Raw genomic sequence first — 20995 nt, 5'->3', positions numbered from 1 at the left:
ATGTCCATCTCGACCAAGAACACCTCTTCCTCTCGCCTGCCGCGCATCGGTGCCATCGGCATCGCCCTGGCCGGTGGCCTGCTGCTGGCCGGCCAGGCCGCGGCGATCCAGCCGCTGGCGATCAGCGCGGTGGCCATGAGCGCCGCCGAAGGCAAGTGCGGTGAAGGCAAGTGCGGGGCCAACAAGGCCACCACCGGCAAGCCCGCCGGCAAGGCCAAGGTGGCCGAGGGCCAGTGTGGCGAAGGCAAGTGCGGCGACGCCTCGTTTGCCCGCACTGATCGCGACCACGACGGCAAGGTCTCGCGTGCCGAATTCAACGCTGTGGCCGCCAAGCGTGCCGCCGAGTTCGACCGCATCGACACCGACCACGACGGTTACATCAGCGAGCAGGAAGCGCACGACTACCTGCGCAGCGTCTACACCGCCAACGGCAAGCCGATGCCGAAGGGCCTGTTCTCCCGCGTTGCCGATTGATCGACGTTCACCCGGCGCCGCCTCCAGGGCGGCGCCCTCCTTCTGGAGCATCCGCCATGTCCCTGCCCCTGCCCTCCAATGCCGCCGGTCTTGGCCTGCGCCGTGGCCTGATCGATGAACTGCTGGCAATGCCGGCCAGTGCCATCGACTTCCTCGAAGTTTCCCCCGACAACTGGATCGGCGTCGGCGGTGCACACGGCGCCGCGCTGCGCCAACTCAGCGAGCGCCACCCCTTGACCTGCCACGGCCTGTCGCTGTCGCTGGGCGGTCCTGATCCGCTGGACCGCACCCTGCTGGCACAGACCCGTGCCTTCCTCGACCTGCACCAGGTGCAGCTGTACAGCGAACACCTGAGCTACTGCGCCGCCGGTGGCCATGTCTACGACCTGCTGCCACTGCCGTTCACCGCCGAGGCCGTTCACCATGTCGCCGGCCGTATCGCCCAGGTGCAGGACATGCTGGGCCGACGCATCGCCGTGGAGAACATCTCCTACTACGCCGTTGCCGGCGCGGACATGAGCGAGATCGACTTCATCAACGCCGTGCTCGCCGAAGCCGACTGCGACCTCCTGCTGGACGTCAACAACGTCTTCGTCAATGCCTGCAACAACGGTTACGACGCCTTCGAATTCCTGGCTCGCGTGCCGTCCCACCGTGTCGCCTCGCTGCACGTAGCGGGCCACTTCGATGAAGACGACGGCTTCAAGATCGATACCCATGGGGCGCCGGTGAAAGGCGTGGTCTGGGCGCTCCTGCGCGAGGCCTATGCGCGGTTGGGCGTGCGCCCCACGCTGCTCGAACGCGACTTCAACTTTCCGCCGCTGGCGGAGTTGCTGGCCGAGGTTGCGCACATCCGCCAAGCGCAGGTTGAGGCACGTTGGCAGGAGGTGGCCCATGGCTGAGTCGCTGGCCATCGTGCAACGGCGCTGGGCCGATCATGTACGGGACCCGTCGATGCCTGCGCCCGATGGCGTCGAGGCACGGCGGATGGCGGTCTACCGCCGCCTGTGCATCGACAGCCTAGACACCCTTTTGGCAGGCAGCCTGCCGCGACTGCTGGAACAGCTGGGCGAAGCGCGCTGGCGCGGTCTGGTCGAGCACTACTACGCACATCACGTCTGCCATACCCCGTTGTTCCCGCAGATCGCAAGCGAGTTAGCTGCGTGGCTGGCTGTGCAGTATGCGTTCGCGCTGCCCGGCTGGGCGGCGGAACTGGCGCACTACGAAAGCATGCAGCAGACGCTGCACATCGAGGCACGTGATGCCGGGCATTCATTGCAGTCCATGCCGGCGGGCAGCGATGTGCTGGCGCTGTCGCCGCTGGTGCGGGTATTGGGCTACCGGTGGCCGGTGCATGAGGACGCCGCGCTGGACGATGCCGCCGCCAGCGAGCCGACGCTTCTGCTGCTGCGCCGCCTGGCGGACTACCAGCTGCAGGTCGAGGAACTGGCACCACTGGCGTATGCGCTGCTGTCGGCCTTCGCTGATGACGGTACCCACGTGGATGACGCGCTGAACGCACTGGCCGATGCGCATGGCGTGGCCGCCGACGAACTGCGCGTGGTGGCCACGCCCTTGCTGGGCGAACTATGCGCGGCCGGCGTGCTGGTCACGCTGGCCGGGTTCTGCGACTGCCGGCCAGCGGCCGGCACTACCCCTGTCTGATTCGAGGTTTGATCATGGCTGCTTCCAACACTTCCTTCCTGCACGGCTGGCGCCTTTTCGTGACCATGGCTGTGGTCCTGATCGCCGTCGCACTGGCGGCGTTCACCCTGCAGCCCGACGTGGTCGAGGGCAGCCACGCGGCGATCCGGGTCACTGCACGCACGTCGTTCCTGCTGTTCCTGGCCGCGTTCACCGCATCGTCGTTCGCCAGCCTGCTGCCCGGCCCGTTCACCCAGCACATGTTGCGCGAGCGGCGCATCATCGGCCTGTCATTCGCGTTCTCGCACCTGCTGCATGCGGTGGCGATCACCGCCTTCGGCATCCTCAACCCCGCGTTCTGGCCGGCACGCTCGGCCCTGGCCAACCTGCCGGGCACGATCGGCTATGTAGCCATCCTCGCCCTGGCCATCACCTCGCATCGTGGCATCGCCCGCCGCATGGGCCCCACCGTGTGGCGTCGCCTGCACGTGACCGGCATGTGGATCATCGCCGCAGTGTTCACCTATTCGTACTTCAAGCGCGTGCCCGGCAACTTCTGGTACGCGGTACCCTCCGCGTTGCTCTTCACCGCTGTCGTGGTGCGTGCGATCGCCAAGCGGGCGCAGTCGCTGCGGCGCAATGCGCATGCGCGGCCACCGCTGCGGAGTTCTTGAGGAGGCGGTTACCTGTAGAGCCGAGCCCATGCTCGGCTGCCCCTGGCTCAGCCGAGCATGGGCTCGGCTCTACAGAGGGATCCCAGCACGATAGGCAGCGAATTCTCTGCGGAAAGGGATATGCCCCACTTCAGGTCACGGGGCGCGGCGCAGCGTGATCAGGGTGATTTCCGAGGACACCCCGATGCGCGCGGGGAATCCGGCCCACAGGCCAGCGCCATTGCTCACGTACAGGGTCATCCCATCCACGTCGTAGCGGCCGGAGACGAAGCCACCATTGGCCCGCTTCACCAATTGGTCCATGCCGATGATCTGCCCGCCGTGGGTATGCCCGGACAGCTGCAGTTTGACGCCGCGCGCTGCTGCCGAGCGTGCATTACGCGGGCGGTGATCGAGCAGGATCACGGGCGCGGTGGGATCGGCGCCGGCCAAGGCGGCGTCCAGATCCGGCAGCGGCAGGCCATAACGCGCCGCCACCGGGTCGGTGACACCAGCGATGGTCAGCGCCGCATCACCGCGTCGCACCTGCAGGTGGCTGTTCTCCAGCACCTGCATGTGCAGTGCGCGGAACGCCTGCATCCATGCCTGGTACTGCGCGTAGTACTCGTGGTTGCCGGTGATGGCGATGACACCGTCCGGCGCATGCAGATCCGCCAAGGGGCGCGCGTCATCGCGACGGGCCTCCACGCTGCCATCGATCAGATCGCCGGTGATCACGATCAGGTCCGGCTTCAGCGCGTTGCTCTCGGCCACCACTCTACGCACCCAGTCGCCGGTCAGCAGACGGCTGGCATGGATGTCGGTCAGCTGCAGCACGCGATAGCCGTCGAACGCCGCTGGCAGCCCGGCAATGCTCACCTCGATCTGCCGGGCATGAGGCACCGCCATGCCCTGGCTGACACCATAACCACTGACCAGCAGCGCCAGCACGCCGGCCGCCGGCCGCAAGCGCCGCGTGCGCAATGCGGCTACCGCACGTGGCCAGCGCAGCAGGCGGGACGCGAGCAGGCCCGCATCCATCGCCAGCATCAGCAACGCCAACAGCAACACCGCCGTGGAGCCGGTAGCCAGCGTGGCGATGGCCAGTTTCGGAATCTCGGGCGAGGCCATCGTGCCCCAGAACGTGGCGACGATACGCAGCTGCACGGCTACGCCCACCAGCAGCAGCGACAGCACGACCTTCTGCCAGGGGGGCATGCGCAGTGGCCAGAACAGGCGCCAGGCCACATACAGGCCCATCAACAAACCGATCGTACTCAGCACTGCAACCATCCGGGAGGGAAAGTGGGGGCCGCCATGGTGACGGCTGCGGGCCGTGTTGTGTAGAGCCGAGCCCATGCTCGGCTTCTCAACATGCAGCCGAGCATGGGCTCGGCTCTACATCAACAGGTGGGTCAGGCCATTCCGTCGAGGCGCTGCACCCGCAGGCGGGCGATGCGGCGCTTCTCCATCTCCAGCACGGTGATGCGCACACCCGCCACCTCCACCACATCGCCGATGTCCGGCAGCCGACCCAACTGCTCCAGCACCAGCCCGGAGATGGTCATGTAGTCGGCACTGCGCGGCAGCGATACGCCGGCCAGCCGCTGCAGGTCGTCCAGAGTCAGCGCACCGTCGGCCTCCCATTGGTCCTCGCCCTGCGCGACCACGCCATAGCGCTCGTCCTGGGTATCGACCAGGTCACCGGCAATGGCCGCCAGCAGGTCGTTGGCGGTCACCAGGCCTTCCACGCTGCCGTACTCGTCCACCGCCACCGCCAGCGGCACCGGGTGCTGGCGGATCAGTTCCAGCGCCTGCAGCGCGCTGGCACTGGACAGCACGTACTGCGGCTCGCGCAGGTTGCCCTCCAACTGCAGCGGCCTGCCCTGCAGCAGGTCGGCCAGCAGGTCGCGGCTCTGCACCACGCCACGCAGGCTGTCCAGGTCACCCTCACCCACCAGCAGGCGGGTGTGCGGCGACGCCACCAGGCGTGCCACCACATCCTCCTGCCCACGCGCCAAGTCGATCCACTGCACGTCGGCACGCACCGTCATCACGCTCGACACCGGGCGATCGGCCAGGCCCAGCACGCTGCGGATCATCTCGTGTTCGGCCGGCTGCAAGCGCTCTGCAGTGTCCACCTGCCCGTCCCCCCCTTCATCGTCGTGACCATTGGCCGGGCGCGCGCCCAGCATGCGCAGCACGGCATCGGCGGTGCGCTGGCGGAACGGCAGGCGGCGCTCGTTGCGCTCGCGGTTGAAACGCACCCACTGGTTGAACGCCTCGACCAGGATCGAGAAGGCGATCGCCGCGTACAGGTAGCCCTTGGGGATCTTGTAGCCCAGTCCTTCGGCCACCAGGCTGAAGCCGATCATCAGCAGGAAGCCCAGGCACAGCACCACCACGGTGGGATGCTTGTTGACGAAGCGGGTCAGCGGCTTGCTGGCCAGCAGCATCAGCGCCATGGCGATCGTCACGGCCGCATACATCACGCCGAGGTTGTCGACCATGCCGACCGCGGTGATCACCGAGTCCAGCGAGAACACCGCGTCGAGCACCACGATCTGCGCCACCACCATTGCGAAGCTGGCGTAGACCTTCTTGCCGTCCTCGTGGTGTTCGCGGCCTTCCAGCCGTTCGTGCAGTTCCATGGTGCCCTTGAACAGCAGGAACAGGCCACCGCCAAGCAGGATCAGGTCACGCCCGGAAAAGCTGTGGTCGAACAGCGTCAGCAGCGGCGCGGTCAGTTTCATGATCCAGGCCAGTGCGGCCAACAGCACCAGCCGCATCAGCAAGGCCAGCGCCAGGCCGATCACCCGCGCGCGGTCACGCTGGTGCGGCGGCAGCTTGTCGGCAAGGATCGCGATGAACACCAGGTTGTCGATGCCGAGAACGATCTCCAGCACGACCAGGGTTGCAAGGCCCATCCAGATCGAGGGGTCAGCCAACCATTCCATTTCAGGTCCGTTTCGTCAGTAGGCAAGGGAAAAGAGCGACCGCTCAGTCAGCGTCCTGTGCCTGCGCCGGGTCGTGCCCGAGCAGGTCACCGGGCGTGCACTGCAGCTCGCGGCAGATCGCATCAAGGGTGGAAAAGCGGATGGCGCGCGCCTTGCCGGTCTTCAGGATCGACAGGTTGGCCAGGGTGATGTCGATACGCCCGGCCAGCTCGGACAGGGTCATGCCCCTTTCCTGCAGCATGCGGTCCAGGGTAATGACGATTGCCATCAGATGACACCGTCGAGGTCATCGCGCATCGCTGCGCCCACGGCGAAGACGCGCGCCAGCACGAACAGCATCAGCACGGCCACCAAGCCAGTGATCGACATGCCACCGCCGACCTCCATCCAGGTGAAATCCGGGCCCATCCAGGCCGCGTAGGCGCCGATCAGGATCGACAGCAGCTCCATCGCCAGCATCAGCCAGGCCATGCGCTGCAGGCGCTGTGCGTTGGCGTGGGTGAACGGCCGCTCGCGCGCCGCCGACTTCAGCAGCCGCAGCAGGTGGCGCAGGAACATCAGGCACAGCACCAGCAGCGCGACGATCGCGCCCAGGCCCAGGCAGAAATGCAGGAACAGGTCATTGCCATGCGCGGCGACAGCCGCAGCGTCATGCACGCTGTCGAGCAGCCAGCGGCGGTCGTGGGCGACCAGCGGCACGGCCAGCAGCGCGGCCAGGATGCCCAGCCAGCACATCGCCCTGACGGCCTGTACGGCCGCCAGGGCCAGGGTGAACAAGCCTCGCGCGGGTCTGGCGCGGGCGGGACGAGCGGTCAAGCGGCCTCCGGCATTGGGGTGGCCTCGCCGCCCCGGGGTGGATTTATCGATAAACGATATATCACATGCCGCGTGAAAGGCTGAATCGCGAGCATCGCCCCTGTCAGGGCCCAGGTGCGCCCTGTGCCTGCATCGCTTCGCCAGGGGCGGCCGAGGCCATGGCCTGCACCCCGGCTTCGGCCGCCTGCCGCGTGACCAGGCGGAAGCGCACCTGCAGTTTGCCCTGCCCCGGCGTAGCCCAGCCGTACTGGATGGCCACCTGATCGGCCGACAGTGGCCCACGCCCTGGCAGCGACCGTACCTGCAACGGCTTCGGTGCGGCCTGCACCAACCGGGCAAACCCCTTCTGCACCACCGCCGCGTCGGCCTTCTCGGCGTAGACCGTACACGTTCCATCGTCAGCCCAGCTCACCGCATAGCGGCCACTGGCCAGCGGCACCATCCACGCCACGCCCGATTGCCCCTGCAACAGCGTGGCGGCTTCGGCCGGCTGCAGCGGCGACAGCCCATTGGATTCCATCAGCGACTGCAACCGCGCCGGGGCCCCGATGTGCTGCATGCAGGCGGTATCGAACAGCTCGCTGAAGGGATCCTGCGCCGGGGCCTTGGCCTTGGGCGCACGCGCGGGTTGCGCCACCACCAGTGTGGGCAGCAGGGCCAAAGCCAGCCAGAAGAACGCAGGACGCATCGGGATTCCACGCTACGGAAAACAGCGGGGAGGATGGCAAAGGCCTGGCGCGCCGCGCAATGGCCGCGATGGCCGCCAGCCTCCCGCTGCCGGGTCAGACGGCCATTTCGCCCTGGTCCTCGCCATCCCAATAGTGGATGCGGCTGGCGCGCACATGAATCAGCACCAGCCCCGGTGTATCCGCGCCCTGCTCGAACCAGCGCTCAAGATCCTTCACCCAGTGCTCGCGCATCACAGCGCGATCGCGCACCAGCGCCGCCCTTCCCTGCACGTGCACGAACAACGGCGGCTTGCCCAGCAGCGACTTGCTGCCGGAAAAACCCAGCGCAACGGCGGGGTCAGCCTCAATCTCGTGCACCATGTCGGTGTCTTCCGTGGTGAAGAACCAGCTGTCACCGTCGTAGTCCACGTCACCGTTGTTGCTCATCGGACGACCGGCAATTTCTCCGCCGGCGCGGGTCTGCAGCATGGTGAAATCGATATCGGCCATCTTCCTGGCCAGTTCGGGCAGGGTGAGCTGGGTCATGGTGTCGTCCTTCATCAAGTGGAATCCCAGCGTCTGCGCAGAGCGGTGACCGAAGCGTGGAAGGTCCATGGCGACTTCTTCACAGAAAACGAGATAGGGCGCGTGGCGCGTGCGTGACGCGCTGCTCACCACACCACCTGCGTTTGCAGCAGCTGCACGCCCGCGCGTCGGGCGATCCTGCAGACGCTGCGACGGGTGCATGCACGCATTGGCTGACGCGTGCCATCAGCGCGTGATGCGACCGTCCCCCGCCACCCGTACCCGGTCACGCCCCTGTGCCTTGGCCTGGTACATGGCCGCATCGGCGGCACGCAGCAGGCTGCGCCAGCCCAGCGCATCGGTGCCGCCCTTGGCCACCCCGAAACTGGCGGTCACGCGCAGCACGATGCCCCCGGCCAGCGCGATGTCCATCTGCTGAAGCGCCAATCGCAATGATTCAGCCAGCTGGCGCCCGCCGGCCAGATCACCGTCGGCCAGCAGCACCAGGAACTCCTCGCCCCCATAGCGGGCGATGTTGTCGCTGCGCCGCAGGTGGTGCCGCAGCAACTGCGCCACCTGCACCAGCACTTCGTCGCCGGCTTCATGGCCATGGCCATCGTTGATGGCCTTGAAGCGATCCACGTCCAGCAGGATCACCACGGCGCTTGCCTCGCCCCCCGCATGTCTCAGCTGCACCACCTCATCCAGCGCGCGCCGATTCAACAGCCCGGTCAGTTGGTCGGTACCGGCCAGCTGGCGCAGCTCGCTGGTCAACGCCGAACGCTCGCGCGATTTCTCGCGCAGCACTTCGATGGCATCGAACAGGCGCTGCATCTCGGCCAGCGGGTGGGTGACATTCTCCTCCGGACCGGGGGTATCCGAGGCAAGCTGGATCACCTGCTGCTGCGCCTGCAGCAGTGGCTGCAGGATCTGCAGGTGGGCAATGCGCAGGGCCATGCCCAGCACCACCAGCGTGCCCAGCGCGGTCGCCACCAGCACGGCCAGGCGCATGGCCTCACGGTTGCGACTACGTTCGAAGCGTGCGATGGACACGCTCAGGTAGCCATCGCGCAGCGCCTCCAGTGACTGCAGGGTCGGCACGTAGCGATTGGTGAACGCGGCGGCGGTCCACGACGGCGGCACGCCACGGCGGCCATCCTCGATCAGCTGCTCGATCATCGGCAGTGACTCACCGAAGAGCTGCCGCCGCGCCATGTCCCAGTGCCAGGACAATTCCGGGTCGCTGCGGAACACCGACTCGTGGCTGATCGCCAACCGCCACAGCTCCAGCAGGCGGCCCTCGGTCTGCAGCGCAGCGCGCACCTGTTCCTCGCGCCACGCCCCCGGTACCGCCACCGGCGCCATCACGTTCGAGGCCAGGCGGCCACCATGCTCGCGAAGATCGAACAACAGCTGGCCCTGCATTGCCGGAATCGCCGCCTCACGGTCGGCACTGACCAGCGCGTTGATCTGCGCCGAGGTCAGCAGATGCAGGCGATCAACCACCGCGAACATGCCGCTGATCGCACGCTCCACCTCCTCCACACGGCGTGCGTCATGCGGTTGCGCCGCGACATGATCGACCGCAGCCCGCGCCGACTTCAGGCGACGCTGCGCGCTGGCCAGCAGCCGATGCTCGTCGTACACGCCCGGGTCATCCTTGAACACGGTCTCCAGCTGCAGCAGGGCAGTGTCGACCCGCTGGCGTGCGACGGCCAGCTGCGCAGCCAGCCGTGCCTGTTCGGCGGCATCGGCCGGGTCAGCCCCCAGCAGGCTGTTGGCCGGGCCTCGCTCGGCCGAAGCCAGGTTGGCAAGATCGAAGGTCTGCCGCAGCTGCCGCAGGCTGGCCAGGTTGCCTTCGGCGTCGGTGTAGCGCAGTGTTCCCTGGACCAGGGCGATGGCCATCAACGGCAATGTGCACACGACAAACAGCCCAGCCAGGATCCAGACCCAGGTCCGCAACCTGATGGGCGATACCTTGCCGGCCATGCAGAATTCCCCTGAAGTGCGGCTCACTGTAGCGACCGGCTCCGGCGGCGCCAAGCCAGTGCCGCCCGATCCGCGAGGGGCGATATAGCGCAGCGCGCGCGAACGCGCCGACAATGCCGGCGCCCCGACGCCAGCCGATCAGATGCGACAGGTTACGCCGGGTCAGATCCAGCGCTGGTCGACCAGTTCGCGCTTCACGTAGGCATAGAACACCGGCGCCGCCACCAGGCCGGGCAGGCCGAACGCCGCCTCCATCACCAGCATGGCCAGCAGCAGCTCCCAGGCGCGGGCCTGGATTTCACCGCCGACGATGCGCGCATTGAGGAAGTACTCCAGCTTGTGGATCACGATCAGGTACAGCAGCGCCGCCACTGCCACGTAGAACGAGACAGACAGCGCAACGATGGTGATGATCGTGTTGGAAATGATGTTGCCCACCACCGGCAGCAGGCCGGCGACGAAGGTGATCAACACCAGGGTCTTGGACAGCGGCAGGTGCACACCGAACAGCGGCAGCACGCCCAGCAGGAAGATCGCGGTGAACACGGTGTTGAGCAGCGAGATCTTCACCTGTGCGAACACCACCTGGCGGAATGCGGTGGCCAGGCGGCTGGTGCGCCCGATCAGCTCCTGCGCCAACGGCCCCATCTTGGGCACGGGAAGTTCGTCGTACAGCGCGATCATCGCCCCCAGCACCATGCCGATCAGTACGCGCACGCCCACCTGCACCACCGAGGTACCGGCCACGCCCAGCTGGCGCTGGTGCTCGGCGGCCCAGTCGTTCAGCGCCGCGCGCAGCGCCGGCATGTCTTCGGGAATGTAGGGTTGCAGCAGCGCCGGCACCTGGTGCCGCGAGGTATTGAGGATCTCCATCAGGCGCGCCAGCAGCGCGTCCGGGCCGCCGGTCTCATTGCGGAAGAACGAGGCCACGCCGATCCCGGCCAGCACCAGCGCGCTGATGATGATGGCCGACAATACGATCACCGCGATCGCCCGCGCTCGTCCCGGCGGCAGCTTGCCTTCCACGGTGGAGGCCAGCACGTGGGTCAGCTGGAACACCAGCAGCCCCGACAGCAGGGTCACCACCAGGCCCAGCTTCAACGCCAGCCACATGCCCAGCAACATCATCAACCACGCCGCGATCCGCGCAACGGGGGGCTTGGGCTGTGCAACGAGGGCGTCTTGCATGGGCGGTGCGTCCGGGCGGGGTGGCCCATGGTAGAGGATTGGTGGCGATGATTCCGGGTACAGCATGGACGAGCGCTACGCCCTCGTTCTGCGGTATGCCCACCGCCCCCGGCCCACTATTCGCCATAGCTGGCGTTGTTCTTGCCCTGGCGCTTGGCGTGGTAGAGCGCACGGTCGGCCAGTGCCAGCCAGTCCTCGACGCTGCCACCGCGCGGCGTTGCCGCGATGCCGATGCTGACGCTGAACTCGATGCCCGGTGTTGCCTGCCGTGCTGCTTCCAGCAGGTGCAGGCGGACCCGCTCGGCCACCTGCATCGCATCGATGGGCGCACAGTCGTGCAGCAGCACCACGAACTCGTCGCCTCCCAGCCGCGCAGGGGTATCACCGGGCCGGGCGAAGGCGCGCAAGGTGGACGCGATATGGCGCAGCACTTCGTCCCCGGCACGATGACCATGCGAGTCATTGATGCGCTTGAAGTCATCCACATCAAGCATCAGCAGGCAGGCGAAACCACCCTGACCCTGCGCCTTGTCCAGTGCCTGCTGAGCGCGGACGATCAGGAAGCCGCGGTTGGCCAGCTCCACCAGCGGGTCCATCCGGCTCAGCCGCTTCAACTGGCGGTTCTGCGATTTCACCCGACGGGCCAGCTGCCAGCTGAGAATGCTCAGCCCGATGCCATACACGAACAGGAACGGGATGCTCAGCATGATCGTGCGTTGCGAGGTCACCGGCTGGAATGGGAAGCCGAGCGCCCACCAGGTGAGTGCGAAGCCCAGCAGCAGCGCCAACGTGGCGCGCGTCGCCAGGCGCACGCCACCGGCTGCGATCTTGTCGGCCACCAGCAGCGCGGCAAACAGCGCGCTGGGCACGGCACTGAGCGCCATGAATGCGATCCAGCCGCCGCCGAACAGGGAATCGGCCACCATGCAGCGGAACTGGACGCGCGCCGGCTGGCGGGAGCGCCGGGTCAGCAGCAGCGCCAGCGCGGGCCACGCCAGCGCGTTGAGCAGCAGCAGGACCCACGCCCATCCGCCATTCTGCCGTTCGAGGATGATCGACGCGATGGGGATCGCCCCCAGTCCATTGCCGACAAAACGCATCCAGCCGATGCGACGTGCCGCGCCAATGCCTTCGACCGCGCCTTCCGCCGAATCGGTGAAGAATGGCATTGCCCCCTCCTGCGCGATCGCACCTGCTGCTACGGCCCTTGCCGGGCTGGCTGCCGGTGAGTCTGACAGGTTCGCGTCAATTCGGGATCAAGGCGGCGCCCCGTGGCGCCGTGTTCACCCGCCCCTGGGGGCCGCCGTGGAACCGCGCAGCATGAAGCTGAACTCCAGCGTCTGCTGCAGCGGCACATCGACCTGTTCGATGATGGCGAGCAGCAGGTTGACCGCGCGCTCGCCAATCTGCCGCATCGGCTGCCTGATCGTCGTCAGCGGCGGCGTGAGGTAGCGCGAGGAGGCCAGGTCGTCAAAGCCGACGATGGACAGGTCCTCCGGCACGCGGATGCCCAGCTCCCGGCAGGCAGCGAGAGTGCCCAACGCCATCTGGTCGCTGAAACAGAAGACCGCAGTCGGCACCGGCGCGACGGCCAACATCGACATCGCAGCTGCATGGCCGGACTCCACCGAAAAGTCACCCGGCATGATGTTCAGCTGGCGCAGGCGCCCACGCGCCTTGCCCGCCGCCCGGACCCCTTCCATCCGTTGCTGGTGCAGCGGATTGTCGGGGGGTCCTCCCACCACCGCGATCCGTTCGTGTCCCAGTCCATACAGGTGTTCCATCACCGTGCGCGCGGCGGCGGCATTGTCGATGTGGACGCTGGGAATCCCCAGTGCGGGATCGAATTCACAGCCGTTGACCACCGGCGCGGCGGAACCGCTTTGCTCAACGATGTCACGCGCCGTAGGTGGCAGGCGATGCCCCAGCACGATCATGCCGTCGGCCTCGTTGCGCCGGAGCATCTGCGCGTAGCGCTCCTCGCGGTCCGGTTGATGCTGGGTATCCCCCAGCAGGACCGCGTAGCCGACCGCCTGCGCTGCGTCCTCCGCGCCCTGCAGGATCTGGGCGAAGAACGGATTGGCAATGTCCGGGACGGTGACCAGGATCTTGCCGCTGCGGTGGGTCTTGAGCGTGCGCGCCACCGTGTTGGGCACATAGCCCAGCGCGGCGGCCGCCTGCTCGATGCGCGCACGGGTGGCCGGCAGGACCTTGTCCGGCCGGGACAGTGCCCGCGACACCGTGCCGGCGGAGACGCCGACGTGCTTTGCGATGTCGTAGATGGTGGCCATGGCGTTAGTTCTCCCGTCCGCTGTGCAGTGCACAACAGGTCCTGCGTGCGCCCCTGCTAGGATAATGCAATCGATTGCATCGAGGGCGAATCACGTTGAAGACGCTCAAGGGTCCAGCGCTGTTCCTGGCGCAGTTCATCGGCGACACAGCTCCTTTTGATCGGCTGGACACGCTGGCCGGATGGGCCGCGGGTCTGGGCTATTCTGGCGTACAAGTTCCCACCTCCGCGCCCCGCCTGTTCGATCTGGCCGAGGCGGCACGCAGCCAGGCGTACTGCGACGATATTGCCGGCATGCTGGCCGGTTACGGCCTTCAGATCACCGAATTGTCTACCCATCTGCAGGGGCAGCTGGTCGCGGTCCATCCTGCCTACGACAGCCTGTTCGACGGATTCGCCCCGGCGAACGTGCGCGGCAACCCGCCGGCGCGCCAGGCGTGGGCGGTGGAGCAGCTGCGGCTGGCGGCTCAGGCCAGCCAGCGCCTGGGGCTGGCCGCGCATGCCACCTTCTCCGGCGCACTGGCCTGGCCCTATTTCTATCCGTGGCCGCAGCGCCCGCCGGGCCTGGTGGAAGAAGCCTTCGCCGAACTCGGCCGCCGCTGGCGACCGATCCTGGATGTCTTCGACACCTGTGGCGTGGACCTGTGCTTCGAGCTCCACCCGGGCGAGGACCTGCACGATGGCGCAACCTTCGAGCGCTTCCTTGACGTGGTCGATCACCACCCGCGCGCGAAGATCCTGTACGACCCCAGCCACCTGCTGCTGCAGCAGATGGACTACCTCGGTTTCATCGATCGCTACCACGCGCGCATCGGCGTCTTCCACGTGAAGGACGCGGAGTACCGGCCCAGCGCGCGCAGCGGCGTGTATGGCGGCTACCAGGACTGGATCGATCGCCCGGGCCGGTTCCGTTCACTCGGTGATGGCCAGATCGACTTCAAGGCGATCTTCTCCAGATTCGCGCAGTACGACTTCCCGGGCTGGGCGGTACTGGAATGGGAGTGCTGCCTGAAGCACCCGGAAGACGGTGCACGCGAGGGCGCCGCCTTCATCCGCGATCACATCATCCATGTAACCGAACGCGCCTTCGACGATTTTGCCGGGAGCGGCACGGATCTGGAATCACTTCACCGCATGCTGGGAATCTGAACCATTTCCGCCCCGGGAGGGCAAGCCATGACGCACGCGATGTCGCGCCTGGGCGCGATGATGTTTCTGCAGTTCTTCATCTGGGGGGCGTGGTTCGTCACCCTGGGGACGTACCTTGTGCAGGGCCCCTTGCAGGCCAGCGCGAGCCAAGTGGCAACCGCGTTCCTCAGCCAGTCCATCGGCGCCATCGTGGCACCCTTCCTGGTCGGCCTGATCGCGGACCGCTATTTCGCGGCGCAGCGCATCCTGGCAGTACTGCACCTGGCTGGCGCGGTGCTGATGTGGCTGGCTTCCACCGCCACCAGTTTCAGCGTGTTTTCCGCGTGCGTCATGGGCTACATGCTGCTGTTCATGCCGACGCTGGCCCTGGCCAACAGCGTGGCGATGCGGCACATGCAATCGCCGGAGAAGCAGTTCCCGCTGGTACGCGTGGCCGGCAGCGTCGGCTGGATCGTCGCAGGCGTGCTGATCGGCTGGCTGGGCTGGGAACAGGCGCATCGGCTTGAACTGACGTTCCGGATGGCGGCTGCGGCATCGCTGGTGCTGGGCCTGTATGCGTTCACCCTGCCGCACACGCCACCACTGGCGCAGCAGCGCGAGGCCGGGCTGGGACAGATCCTGGGGCTGGATTCGTTGCGGCTGCTGAAATCGCGTGCCTATCTGGTGTTCTTCCTGGCCTCCATCGCCATCTGCATTCCGCTGTCGTTCTACTACAACTTCACCAATCCGTATCTCAACGATCTGGGTGTGCAGGGCGCCGCCGGCCTGCAGTCGCTGGGCCAGGTGTCCGAAGTGCTGCTGATGCTGGCCATGCCCTTCCTGTTCGTGCGGCTGGGGGTGAAGACCATGCTGGCGGTCGGCATGGCCGCCTGGGTGGTGCGCTACGCCCTGTTCGCCTTCGGCGATGCGGGCAGCGGCTTCCCGCTGCTGGTGATCGGCATCGTGCTGCACGGCATCTGCTACGACTTCTTCTTCGTCACCGGCCAGATCTACACCGACGCCCATGCCGGCCCCGCCGCGCGCAGCAGCGCACAGGGCTTCATCACCCTGGCCACCTACGGCGTGGGCATGCTGATCGGCACCTTCCTGTCCGGTGCCGTAGTGGAGCACTTCACCACCGCAGCAGGCCCGGACTGGCAACAGATCTGGTTGTTCCCGGCCGGTGTTGCACTGGTGGTGCTGATCGCCTTCCTGCTGCTGTTCCGCGACCGCCCGGCAGCTGCTGCAGCGCCGTACACACCCTGAGGAGACCGGACGATGCCCCACCTTGGAATCGCCATCGTTGGTACCGGCATGATCGGCGCGGTGCATCGCCGCGCGGCACTGCTGGCGGGCGCCGCGGTACGCGGCGTACTGGCCTCGTCGCCGCAGCGCGCGAGCGAGGTGGCACACGCGTGGAATGTCCCGCACGCCTATCGCGATATCGATGACGTCGTCGCTGACCCCCAGGTGCAGGTCGTGCACATCTGCACGCCCAACCACCTGCACCGCGTGATGGCGCAGGCCGCGCTGGAAGCCGGCAAGCACGTGATCTGCGAGAAACCGTTGGCGACGACGGTGGACGATGCACGGGCGCTCGCGGCGCTGGCTGCCTCGACCGGATTGGTTGCCACCGTCCCCTTCGTCTACCGCTACCACCCGGTGGTCCGCGAGGCGCGTGCACGCATCGCGCAGGGTGAACTTGGGCCGTTGCACCTGATCCATGGCAGCTACCTGCAGGACTGGCTGCTGGACCCGGCCAGCAACAACTGGCGGGTTGACCCGGCGCTGGGCGGCGCGTCGCGCGTGTTCGCCGACATCGGCTCGCACTGGTGTGACCTGGTGGAATGGGTCAGTGGCGAACGCTTCACCGAAGCGAGCGCGGCGTTCGCCACGGTCATCGCCGAGCGCAGCGCCACCACTGGCCAGAGCTTCAGCACGCCGGCGACAGGCGGCGCAAGGCAGGCGGTCGAGAGCGAGGACGTGGCCGCAGCGATGTTCAGGACCGGCGCCGGCACGCTGGCGTCATTGACGGTCAGCCAGGTCTCGGCCGGACGCCACAACCGGCTCTGGTTCGAGATCGATGGCGCCAATGCGAGCGTGGCGTTCAACCAGGAGGATGCCGAGCGGCTGTGGATCGGCCGGCCCGAGCAGCGCGAGGAAATCTTCGTGCGCGGCCCGGGTGCCGGCAGTGCCGAACAGCGCCGGTTGTCGCCGCTGCCAGCGGGGCATGCCCAGGGCTACGGCCACTGCTTCGAAGCGTTCGTCGCCGACACCTATCGTGCCGTTGACGGCGAGCGCTTCGAAGGCCTGCCCACCTTCGAAGACGGCCTGCGCTCGGCGCGGATCGTCGATCGCGTCATTGCATCGGCCAGGTCACGCGCCTGGACCGCCATCGGTTGAATCCCGGGAGGAACTGTTGATGAAAGCTCTTTTCCGTAGAAGTACAGGTCTCATCCTGCTGCTCGCTGCCCTGCCCGCCTTCGCAGACGAAGCGGCCACCACGCAGAAGCCGATCGCGGTGCAGATGTACACCCTGCGCAATGCAGGCTCGCTCGACCAGCAGCTGAAAATCGTCCACGACGCGGGCGTGCGTGCGGTGGAGACCGTCGGAACGCAGAACGTCAGCGCTCCGGAACTGAAGCGACTGCTGGACGGGTACTCGATCAGGGCGGTTTCGTCGCACGTGCAGCTGGCCGAGCTGCGCGACAACCTCGATGGCGTGGTGGCCTTCAACCGCTCGATCGGCAACACCACACTGGTGGTGCCCTACCTGGACCAGAAGGACCGTCCGCGCGATGCCGCCGGCTGGACCGCATTGGGCCAGGAGCTGGGCCGGATCGCCAGACAGGTGCGCGTCAAGGGCATGCAGCTGGCCTATCACAACCACGATTTCGAGCTGGCCGACTTCGACGGTCAGACCGGGCTGGAGCTGCTTTTCGCAGCGGCCGGACCCGATCTGAAGACCGAACTGGACCTGGCCTGGGTCGCGCGAGCGGGACTGGACCCGGCGGTGATGCTTGGCAAGTTCCGCGGTCACGTTTTTGCGGTACACGCCAAGGACAATGCACCCAAGGGCCAGGCCGAAGACGAAGGTGGTTTCGCTGCGGTCGGCCAGGGCGTGCTGGACTGGAACGCGATCCTGCCGGCCGCCGCCACCGCTGGCGTGCAGTGGTACATCGTCGAACACGACCAGCCACGCGATCCGGCCAAGGTCATCCAGGCCGGCGCGGACTACCTGCGTGAACACCTGCCGGCCAACGTGCCCGCCCGTGCACAGCACTGACGCGTGAAGGAGCCCCACATGAAAATGATCCTGGCAGTGGCCGTCGCCCTGGGCGGCATGAGCGTTGCGACGGCAACGTGGGCCAAGGACGACCCGGCCGCCGGCGCGAAGCTCTACGCCCAGCACTGCACTGCCTGCCACGGTGCTGAACGCGCCGGCGTACCGCCGACCTTCCCGGCGCTTACCGACGTCGGCAAGCGGCTTCAGCCCGCCCAGGTCAAGGACAAGATCAGGAAGGGCGGAGGATTGATGCCGCCCTTTGCCCAGCTGTCGCAGCAGGAGATCGACGACCTCGCCAGCTATCTGGCGAAGTAGGCGGCCGGCGACCACGCCGGCCGCGTGCCGCTACAGTTCGCGCACCCAGATGTTGCGGTAGCTGACCCTGGAGTCATGCTCCTGCAGATAGAGCGGCGCACATCCGTGCGGTGAGTAGGAGGGAGGACCGATGTACTCGGTCCTGCCCGCCACAGCCGTATCGTCCTGCACCAGAACACCGTTGTGCAGCACCGTGATGCGCGCCGGCGAGAGCAGCCCACCGCCCGGAGAGAAGCGCGGTCCCTTCCAGATGATGTCGTAGGCCTGCCACTGCCCCGGTGCGCGCGAGGCGTTCACCAACGGCATCGCCTGCTTGTAGATCGACCCCGCCTGGCCGTTGGCATACGTCGGGTTGTGGTAGCTGTCGAGCACCTGCAACTCATACAGTTCCTGCAGGAAGATGCCGCTGTTGCCCCGGTTCTGGCCGTCGAAGCCTTTCGTCTCGGTGGGGGTACGCCATTCGACATGCAGCTGGATATCGCAGAAGCGTTGCCTGGTGCGGATGCCCTTGCTGCCCGGAACGACGGTCATGGCGCCATCGGCAACCTTCCAGGGTACACGCCCTCCCTGCTCCGCCTCCCAGGCCGAGACATCCTTGCCATCGAACAGCACGATGGCGTCCGACGGTGCCTTGCCCGGTGGCGTGGCCACCACCGCAGGCACCGGCGTCCACACCTCGGTCTTTTTCGGGTCACGCGCAGCATCGGCACCGTCCTGTGCGAATGCCGTCGCAGCGGCAAGCAGGCCGGCGGTGCCCAGCAGAGCGCGGATCATCCAGGTGTCGTCCATCAGCTGGTCCCCCATGCAGGCGTACCGGGAACGTAGGCAAGGTCGCCGTCGTAACGTCCCGGCACAGCGACGTATTGCAGCACCCCGGTCGCACCGACCTTGGAGGTGAAGAAGCCGAAGATGGCCAGTTGCTTGATCATCGTGAAGTAATGCGGCATCGCCTCGCCTTCTTCTGGCGTACCGGTCTCGGTCACATCGGCATTGCGCGCCTTGGCTTCGGCATCCAGGGTACGCAGCAACGCGGTGCGTGCCTCCGGCGTGAGCGACAGGAAGCGGCCACCGGCACGCTTGTCGATGTCGGCCAGGCCGGCACGGAACACCGCCTGCTGGCGAGCGGTGTAGCAGTCGCTGACGAACGTCGCCATAAAGGCACCGGCGCCCGCGTCCTTCGCCCCGGGTGTCCGGGTCCGCGGCAGGATGGTCTCGGCGATCTCGTCCAGCGTGCCGATATCGGCATCGGTGAACGCGGGCATCGCCCCCGCGGCCGGCGCCTGCCCTTGCACCAGCGCCGGCAGGCCAACCATGGCCGCACCGGTGGCGGCGACGATCATCTTCAGCAGTTCGCGGCGATCCATCAGAAGTTCCCCGCTTTCAGTTCGCGCACCGCATGGTCGGCCGCACGGGCCGTCAACGCCATGTACGTCAGCGAGGGATTCACGCAGGCGCTGGAAGTCATGCAGGCACCGTCGGTCACATAGACATTGGGCGCATCCCAGACCTGGTTGTGTGCATTCAACACCGAGCTCTTCCGATCACGTCCCATGCGCGCGGTCCCCATCTCATGGATGCCCTTGCCCGGGGCATAGTCGTTGTCGTGCATCTTCACGTCCTTGACCCCGGCCGCCTCCAGCATCTCGGCGGCATCGGCGGCCATGTCCTTGCGCATCGCCAGTTCGTTGGCACGCATGGACACATCCATCGCCAGCACCGGCAGCCCCCACTTGTCCTTGCGGTTGCGGTCCAGGCGGATCGCATTGTCGTGGTGCGGCAGCATTTCACCGAACCCGGTCATGCCGATGCGCCAGTCGCCCGGCACGGTCAGCGCCTCCTTCAGGTCGGCACCGATGTTCAGCTCGGCGATCTCGCGCGACCAGCCGGTGCGGCTGGCACCGCCCTGGTAACCGAACCCGCGCAGGTAGCCGCGCTTGTCGGACGCGACATTGCGGAAACGCGGAATGTAGAAGCCGCAGGGCCGGCGGCCGAAGTAGTACTTGTCTTCGTAGCCCTCGACCCGGCCCGAGGCGCCCGCACCGAAATGATGGTCCATCACGTTGTGCCCCAGCTCACCCGACGAAGAACCCAGTCCCCCGTCCCAGACGTCGGTCGCCGAATTCATCAGCAGCCAGGTGGAGTTGAACGACGACGCGTTGAGGAAGATGACCTTGGCGGTGTACTGGTAGGTCTGCCCGGTTTCGGCGTCGATCACCTCCACGCCACGCGCACGCTTGCGGTCCTTGTCGTAGAGCACTTCCTTGACGATCGAGAACGGCCGCAGCGTCAGGTTGCCGGTCTTCATCGCCGCCGGCAGCGTCGCCGACTGGGTCGAGAAATAGGCACCGAAGGGACAGCCCAGGATGCACTTGTTGCGGTACTGGCAGTTCACGCGGCCCTGCTCGGGCATCGGCTGGGTAATGTTGGCAGTGCGCGAGTGGATCATGTGCCGCGTGCCGCCGAAGGCCTTCTTGATCCGCGCGGCCACATCCTTCTCGACGATGTTCAAGGGAATCGGCGGCAGGAATTCGCCGTCCGGCAACACGTCCAGTCCTTCGCGCGTGCCCGCAATGCCGGCGAACCTCTCTACATGGTCGTACCACGGCGCGATGTCGGCATAGCGGATTGGCCAATCGGTGGCGATGCCGTCCTTGAGGTTGGCCTCGAAATCCAGATCGGAGAAGCGATAGCTCTGCCGCCCCCACATCAAGGAACGACCACCGACGTGGTAGCCACGGAACCAGTCGAAGCGCTTGGTCTCGATGTAGGGCGAGTCCTGCTCGTTGGCCCACATCCCTTCCAGGTTCTCAGCCAGCCCGTAGTCGCGCATCAGCACCGGGAACGCGGCCTTCATTGCCTGCGTTGGCCGGTTGCGGTGCGGGAAATCCCACGCCTCCTTCATCGCGTTGACGTAGTCCTTGACGTGCTCGATGTTGCGCCCGCGTTCCAGCATCAGGACCTTCAGGCCCTTCTCGGTCAGCTCCTTCGCTGCCCAGCCGCCACTGATTCCCGAGCCAACAACAATGGCGTCGTAGTGATTATCTGCCATGGGTCTCTCACCT

23 protein-coding genes are annotated in these 20995 nt (G+C 66.8%); 10 read left to right on the top strand and 13 right to left on the bottom strand.

Features of this window, described 5'->3' with window-relative positions:
• Genes AC5P8J_RS08435 through AC5P8J_RS08420 form a run of 4 tightly spaced genes read left to right on the top strand, consistent with a single transcriptional unit; the run spans position 1 to position 2792 of the window.
• Positions 1 to 474 carry an HvfA family oxazolone/thioamide-modified RiPP metallophore gene (locus AC5P8J_RS08435; protein ID WP_019659349.1) on the top strand — a complete coding sequence of 158 codons (474 nt, stop codon included), beginning with the start codon at positions 1 to 3 and terminating at the stop codon, positions 472 to 474.
• A gap of 56 nt (positions 475 to 530) precedes the next feature.
• Entirely contained in the window at positions 531 to 1376 is an 846-nt protein-coding gene (locus tag AC5P8J_RS08430) for an HvfB family MNIO-type RiPP peptide maturase (RefSeq protein WP_134730405.1), read from the top strand.
• On the top strand, positions 1369 to 2139 hold the full coding sequence (locus tag AC5P8J_RS08425; RefSeq protein ID WP_494539962.1) for an HvfC family RiPP maturation protein: 771 nt from the start codon (positions 1369 to 1371) through the stop codon (positions 2137 to 2139). The genes AC5P8J_RS08430 and AC5P8J_RS08425 overlap by 8 nt, the downstream gene beginning before the upstream one ends.
• A 14-nt stretch (positions 2140 to 2153) precedes the next feature.
• Positions 2154 to 2792, top strand: coding sequence for a ferric reductase-like transmembrane domain-containing protein (locus tag AC5P8J_RS08420; protein WP_494539963.1), 639 nt, complete (start codon positions 2154 to 2156; stop codon positions 2790 to 2792).
• 135 nt (positions 2793 to 2927) lie between these two features.
• Here the strand turns inward: AC5P8J_RS08420 and AC5P8J_RS08415 are convergent, their stop codons facing one another.
• The 7 genes from AC5P8J_RS08415 to AC5P8J_RS08385 all read right to left on the bottom strand — a co-directional run bounded on the left by AC5P8J_RS08415 (position 2928) and on the right by AC5P8J_RS08385 (position 9642).
• Complete coding sequence (locus tag AC5P8J_RS08415) at positions 2928 to 4064, bottom strand: metallophosphoesterase (protein WP_134730407.1); 1137 nt, start codon at positions 4062 to 4064, stop codon at positions 2928 to 2930.
• A gap of 122 nt (positions 4065 to 4186) precedes the next feature.
• Positions 4187 to 5728: a TerC family protein gene (locus AC5P8J_RS08410; protein ID WP_478405704.1), complete on the bottom strand. Its 1542-nt coding sequence runs from the start codon at positions 5726 to 5728 to the stop codon at positions 4187 to 4189.
• A 43-nt stretch (positions 5729 to 5771) separates the two neighbouring features.
• Positions 5772 to 5996, bottom strand: coding sequence for a helix-turn-helix domain-containing protein (locus AC5P8J_RS08405; protein WP_005408494.1), 225 nt, complete (start codon positions 5994 to 5996; stop codon positions 5772 to 5774).
• The gene (locus AC5P8J_RS08400) at positions 5996 to 6463 is read right to left on the bottom strand and encodes a DUF2975 domain-containing protein (protein ID WP_026346953.1); all 468 of its coding nucleotides are present in this window, start codon (positions 6461 to 6463) and stop codon (positions 5996 to 5998) included. The genes AC5P8J_RS08405 and AC5P8J_RS08400 overlap by 1 nt, the downstream gene beginning before the upstream one ends.
• 184 nt (positions 6464 to 6647) lie before the next feature.
• On the bottom strand, positions 6648 to 7232 hold the full coding sequence (locus AC5P8J_RS08395) for an NMCC_0638 family (lipo)protein (RefSeq protein WP_058980816.1): 585 nt from the start codon (positions 7230 to 7232) through the stop codon (positions 6648 to 6650).
• Between the two features lie 94 nt (positions 7233 to 7326).
• Complete coding sequence (locus tag AC5P8J_RS08390; RefSeq protein ID WP_494539990.1) at positions 7327 to 7758, bottom strand: pyridoxamine 5'-phosphate oxidase family protein; 432 nt, start codon at positions 7756 to 7758, stop codon at positions 7327 to 7329.
• Positions 7759 to 7983: 225 nt separating this feature from the next.
• Positions 7984 to 9642, bottom strand: a complete 1659-nt coding sequence (locus AC5P8J_RS08385; protein ID WP_494539964.1) for a GGDEF domain-containing protein — start codon at positions 9640 to 9642, stop codon at positions 7984 to 7986.
• On the opposite strand from AC5P8J_RS08385, the gene AC5P8J_RS08380 reads away from it, so the two are divergent.
• Entirely contained in the window at positions 9635 to 9814 is a 180-nt protein-coding gene (locus AC5P8J_RS08380; RefSeq protein WP_227844117.1) for a hypothetical protein, read from the top strand. The genes AC5P8J_RS08385 and AC5P8J_RS08380 overlap by 8 nt on opposite strands.
• 74 nt (positions 9815 to 9888) lie before the next feature.
• Here the strand turns inward: AC5P8J_RS08380 and AC5P8J_RS08375 are convergent, their stop codons facing one another.
• From AC5P8J_RS08375 to AC5P8J_RS08365, 3 genes are all read right to left on the bottom strand, one after another.
• The gene (locus AC5P8J_RS08375; protein ID WP_019659360.1) at positions 9889 to 10914 is read right to left on the bottom strand and encodes an AI-2E family transporter; all 1026 of its coding nucleotides are present in this window, start codon (positions 10912 to 10914) and stop codon (positions 9889 to 9891) included.
• 116 nt (positions 10915 to 11030) lie between these two features.
• Entirely contained in the window at positions 11031 to 12083 is a 1053-nt protein-coding gene (locus AC5P8J_RS08370; RefSeq protein WP_019659361.1) for a sensor domain-containing diguanylate cyclase, read from the bottom strand.
• A 114-nt stretch (positions 12084 to 12197) separates the two neighbouring features.
• A complete protein-coding gene (locus tag AC5P8J_RS08365; RefSeq protein WP_197575778.1) occupies positions 12198 to 13205 on the bottom strand; it encodes a LacI family DNA-binding transcriptional regulator in 1008 nt (335 codons plus the stop codon).
• Positions 13206 to 13300: 95 nt separating this feature from the next.
• Between AC5P8J_RS08365 and AC5P8J_RS08360 the strand changes: the two genes are divergently transcribed.
• The 5 genes from AC5P8J_RS08360 to AC5P8J_RS08340 are packed head-to-tail and all read left to right on the top strand — an operon-like array spanning position 13301 to position 17933.
• A complete protein-coding gene (locus AC5P8J_RS08360) occupies positions 13301 to 14353 on the top strand; it encodes a sugar phosphate isomerase/epimerase family protein (protein WP_021203068.1) in 1053 nt (350 codons plus the stop codon).
• Between the two features lie 27 nt (positions 14354 to 14380).
• The gene (locus tag AC5P8J_RS08355) at positions 14381 to 15598 is read left to right on the top strand and encodes a nucleoside permease (protein ID WP_019659364.1); all 1218 of its coding nucleotides are present in this window, start codon (positions 14381 to 14383) and stop codon (positions 15596 to 15598) included.
• A 12-nt stretch (positions 15599 to 15610) separates the two neighbouring features.
• Positions 15611 to 16735, top strand: a complete 1125-nt coding sequence (locus tag AC5P8J_RS08350; RefSeq protein ID WP_227853940.1) for a Gfo/Idh/MocA family protein — start codon at positions 15611 to 15613, stop codon at positions 16733 to 16735.
• 19 nt (positions 16736 to 16754) lie between these two features.
• On the top strand, positions 16755 to 17618 hold the full coding sequence (locus AC5P8J_RS08345) for a sugar phosphate isomerase/epimerase family protein (protein ID WP_227853941.1): 864 nt from the start codon (positions 16755 to 16757) through the stop codon (positions 17616 to 17618).
• Positions 17619 to 17636: 18 nt separating this feature from the next.
• Positions 17637 to 17933 carry a c-type cytochrome gene (locus AC5P8J_RS08340; protein WP_019659367.1) on the top strand — a complete coding sequence of 99 codons (297 nt, stop codon included), beginning with the start codon at positions 17637 to 17639 and terminating at the stop codon, positions 17931 to 17933.
• Positions 17934 to 17963: 30 nt separating this feature from the next.
• Here the strand turns inward: AC5P8J_RS08340 and AC5P8J_RS08335 are convergent, their stop codons facing one another.
• Genes AC5P8J_RS08335 through AC5P8J_RS08325 form a run of 3 tightly spaced genes read right to left on the bottom strand, consistent with a single transcriptional unit; the run spans position 17964 to position 20982 of the window.
• Positions 17964 to 18737, bottom strand: a complete 774-nt coding sequence (locus tag AC5P8J_RS08335; protein WP_021203064.1) for a 3-keto-disaccharide hydrolase — start codon at positions 18735 to 18737, stop codon at positions 17964 to 17966.
• The gene (locus tag AC5P8J_RS08330) at positions 18722 to 19297 is read right to left on the bottom strand and encodes a gluconate 2-dehydrogenase subunit 3 family protein (RefSeq protein ID WP_019659369.1); all 576 of its coding nucleotides are present in this window, start codon (positions 19295 to 19297) and stop codon (positions 18722 to 18724) included. The genes AC5P8J_RS08335 and AC5P8J_RS08330 overlap by 16 nt, the downstream gene beginning before the upstream one ends.
• Complete coding sequence (locus tag AC5P8J_RS08325; RefSeq protein WP_134735498.1) at positions 19297 to 20982, bottom strand: GMC oxidoreductase; 1686 nt, start codon at positions 20980 to 20982, stop codon at positions 19297 to 19299. Before AC5P8J_RS08325 ends, AC5P8J_RS08330 begins: the two co-directional genes overlap by 1 nt.
• Positions 20983 to 20995: the final 13 nt, after the last annotated feature.

The sequence above is a fragment of the Stenotrophomonas sp. YJH_SMC_37 genome, assembly GCF_059370035.1.
The sequence above is the reverse complement of the archived record's forward strand: the minus strand, read 5'-3'. Positions and strand labels throughout refer to the sequence as shown.

What these genes read in the sequence shown, in the direction of transcription:
- AC5P8J_RS08435 (WP_019659349.1), top strand. Translation starts at nt 1, where the DNA reads ATGTCCATCTCGACCAAGAACACCTCTTCCTCTCGCCTGCCGCGCATC.
- AC5P8J_RS08345 (WP_227853941.1), top strand. Translation starts at nt 16,755, where the DNA reads ATGAAAGCTCTTTTCCGTAGAAGTACAGGTCTCATCCTGCTGCTCGCT.
- AC5P8J_RS08370 (WP_019659361.1), bottom strand. Translation starts at nt 12,083, where the DNA reads ATGCCATTCTTCACCGATTCGGCGGAAGGCGCGGTCGAAGGCATTGGC.
- AC5P8J_RS08420 (WP_494539963.1), top strand. Translation starts at nt 2,154, where the DNA reads ATGGCTGCTTCCAACACTTCCTTCCTGCACGGCTGGCGCCTTTTCGTG.
- AC5P8J_RS08350 (WP_227853940.1), top strand. Translation starts at nt 15,611, where the DNA reads ATGCCCCACCTTGGAATCGCCATCGTTGGTACCGGCATGATCGGCGCG.
- AC5P8J_RS08325 (WP_134735498.1), bottom strand. Translation starts at nt 20,982, where the DNA reads ATGGCAGATAATCACTACGACGCCATTGTTGTTGGCTCGGGAATCAGT.
- AC5P8J_RS08355 (WP_019659364.1), top strand. Translation starts at nt 14,381, where the DNA reads ATGACGCACGCGATGTCGCGCCTGGGCGCGATGATGTTTCTGCAGTTC.
- AC5P8J_RS08410 (WP_478405704.1), bottom strand. Translation starts at nt 5,728, where the DNA reads ATGGAATGGTTGGCTGACCCCTCGATCTGGATGGGCCTTGCAACCCTG.
- AC5P8J_RS08400 (WP_026346953.1), bottom strand. Translation starts at nt 6,463, where the DNA reads ATGTGCTGGCTGGGCATCCTGGCCGCGCTGCTGGCCGTGCCGCTGGTC.
- AC5P8J_RS08365 (WP_197575778.1), bottom strand. Translation starts at nt 13,205, where the DNA reads ATGGCCACCATCTACGACATCGCAAAGCACGTCGGCGTCTCCGCCGGC.
- AC5P8J_RS08385 (WP_494539964.1), bottom strand. Translation starts at nt 9,642, where the DNA reads ATGGCCATCGCCCTGGTCCAGGGAACACTGCGCTACACCGACGCCGAA.
- AC5P8J_RS08375 (WP_019659360.1), bottom strand. Translation starts at nt 10,914, where the DNA reads ATGCAAGACGCCCTCGTTGCACAGCCCAAGCCCCCCGTTGCGCGGATC.
- AC5P8J_RS08335 (WP_021203064.1), bottom strand. Translation starts at nt 18,737, where the DNA reads ATGGGGGACCAGCTGATGGACGACACCTGGATGATCCGCGCTCTGCTG.
- AC5P8J_RS08395 (WP_058980816.1), bottom strand. Translation starts at nt 7,232, where the DNA reads ATGCGTCCTGCGTTCTTCTGGCTGGCTTTGGCCCTGCTGCCCACACTG.
- AC5P8J_RS08380 (WP_227844117.1), top strand. Translation starts at nt 9,635, where the DNA reads ATGGCCATCAACGGCAATGTGCACACGACAAACAGCCCAGCCAGGATC.
- AC5P8J_RS08330 (WP_019659369.1), bottom strand. Translation starts at nt 19,297, where the DNA reads ATGGATCGCCGCGAACTGCTGAAGATGATCGTCGCCGCCACCGGTGCG.
- AC5P8J_RS08340 (WP_019659367.1), top strand. Translation starts at nt 17,637, where the DNA reads ATGAAAATGATCCTGGCAGTGGCCGTCGCCCTGGGCGGCATGAGCGTT.
- AC5P8J_RS08415 (WP_134730407.1), bottom strand. Translation starts at nt 4,064, where the DNA reads ATGGTTGCAGTGCTGAGTACGATCGGTTTGTTGATGGGCCTGTATGTG.
- AC5P8J_RS08390 (WP_494539990.1), bottom strand. Translation starts at nt 7,758, where the DNA reads ATGACCCAGCTCACCCTGCCCGAACTGGCCAGGAAGATGGCCGATATC.
- AC5P8J_RS08430 (WP_134730405.1), top strand. Translation starts at nt 531, where the DNA reads ATGTCCCTGCCCCTGCCCTCCAATGCCGCCGGTCTTGGCCTGCGCCGT.
- AC5P8J_RS08425 (WP_494539962.1), top strand. Translation starts at nt 1,369, where the DNA reads ATGGCTGAGTCGCTGGCCATCGTGCAACGGCGCTGGGCCGATCATGTA.
- AC5P8J_RS08405 (WP_005408494.1), bottom strand. Translation starts at nt 5,996, where the DNA reads ATGGCAATCGTCATTACCCTGGACCGCATGCTGCAGGAAAGGGGCATG.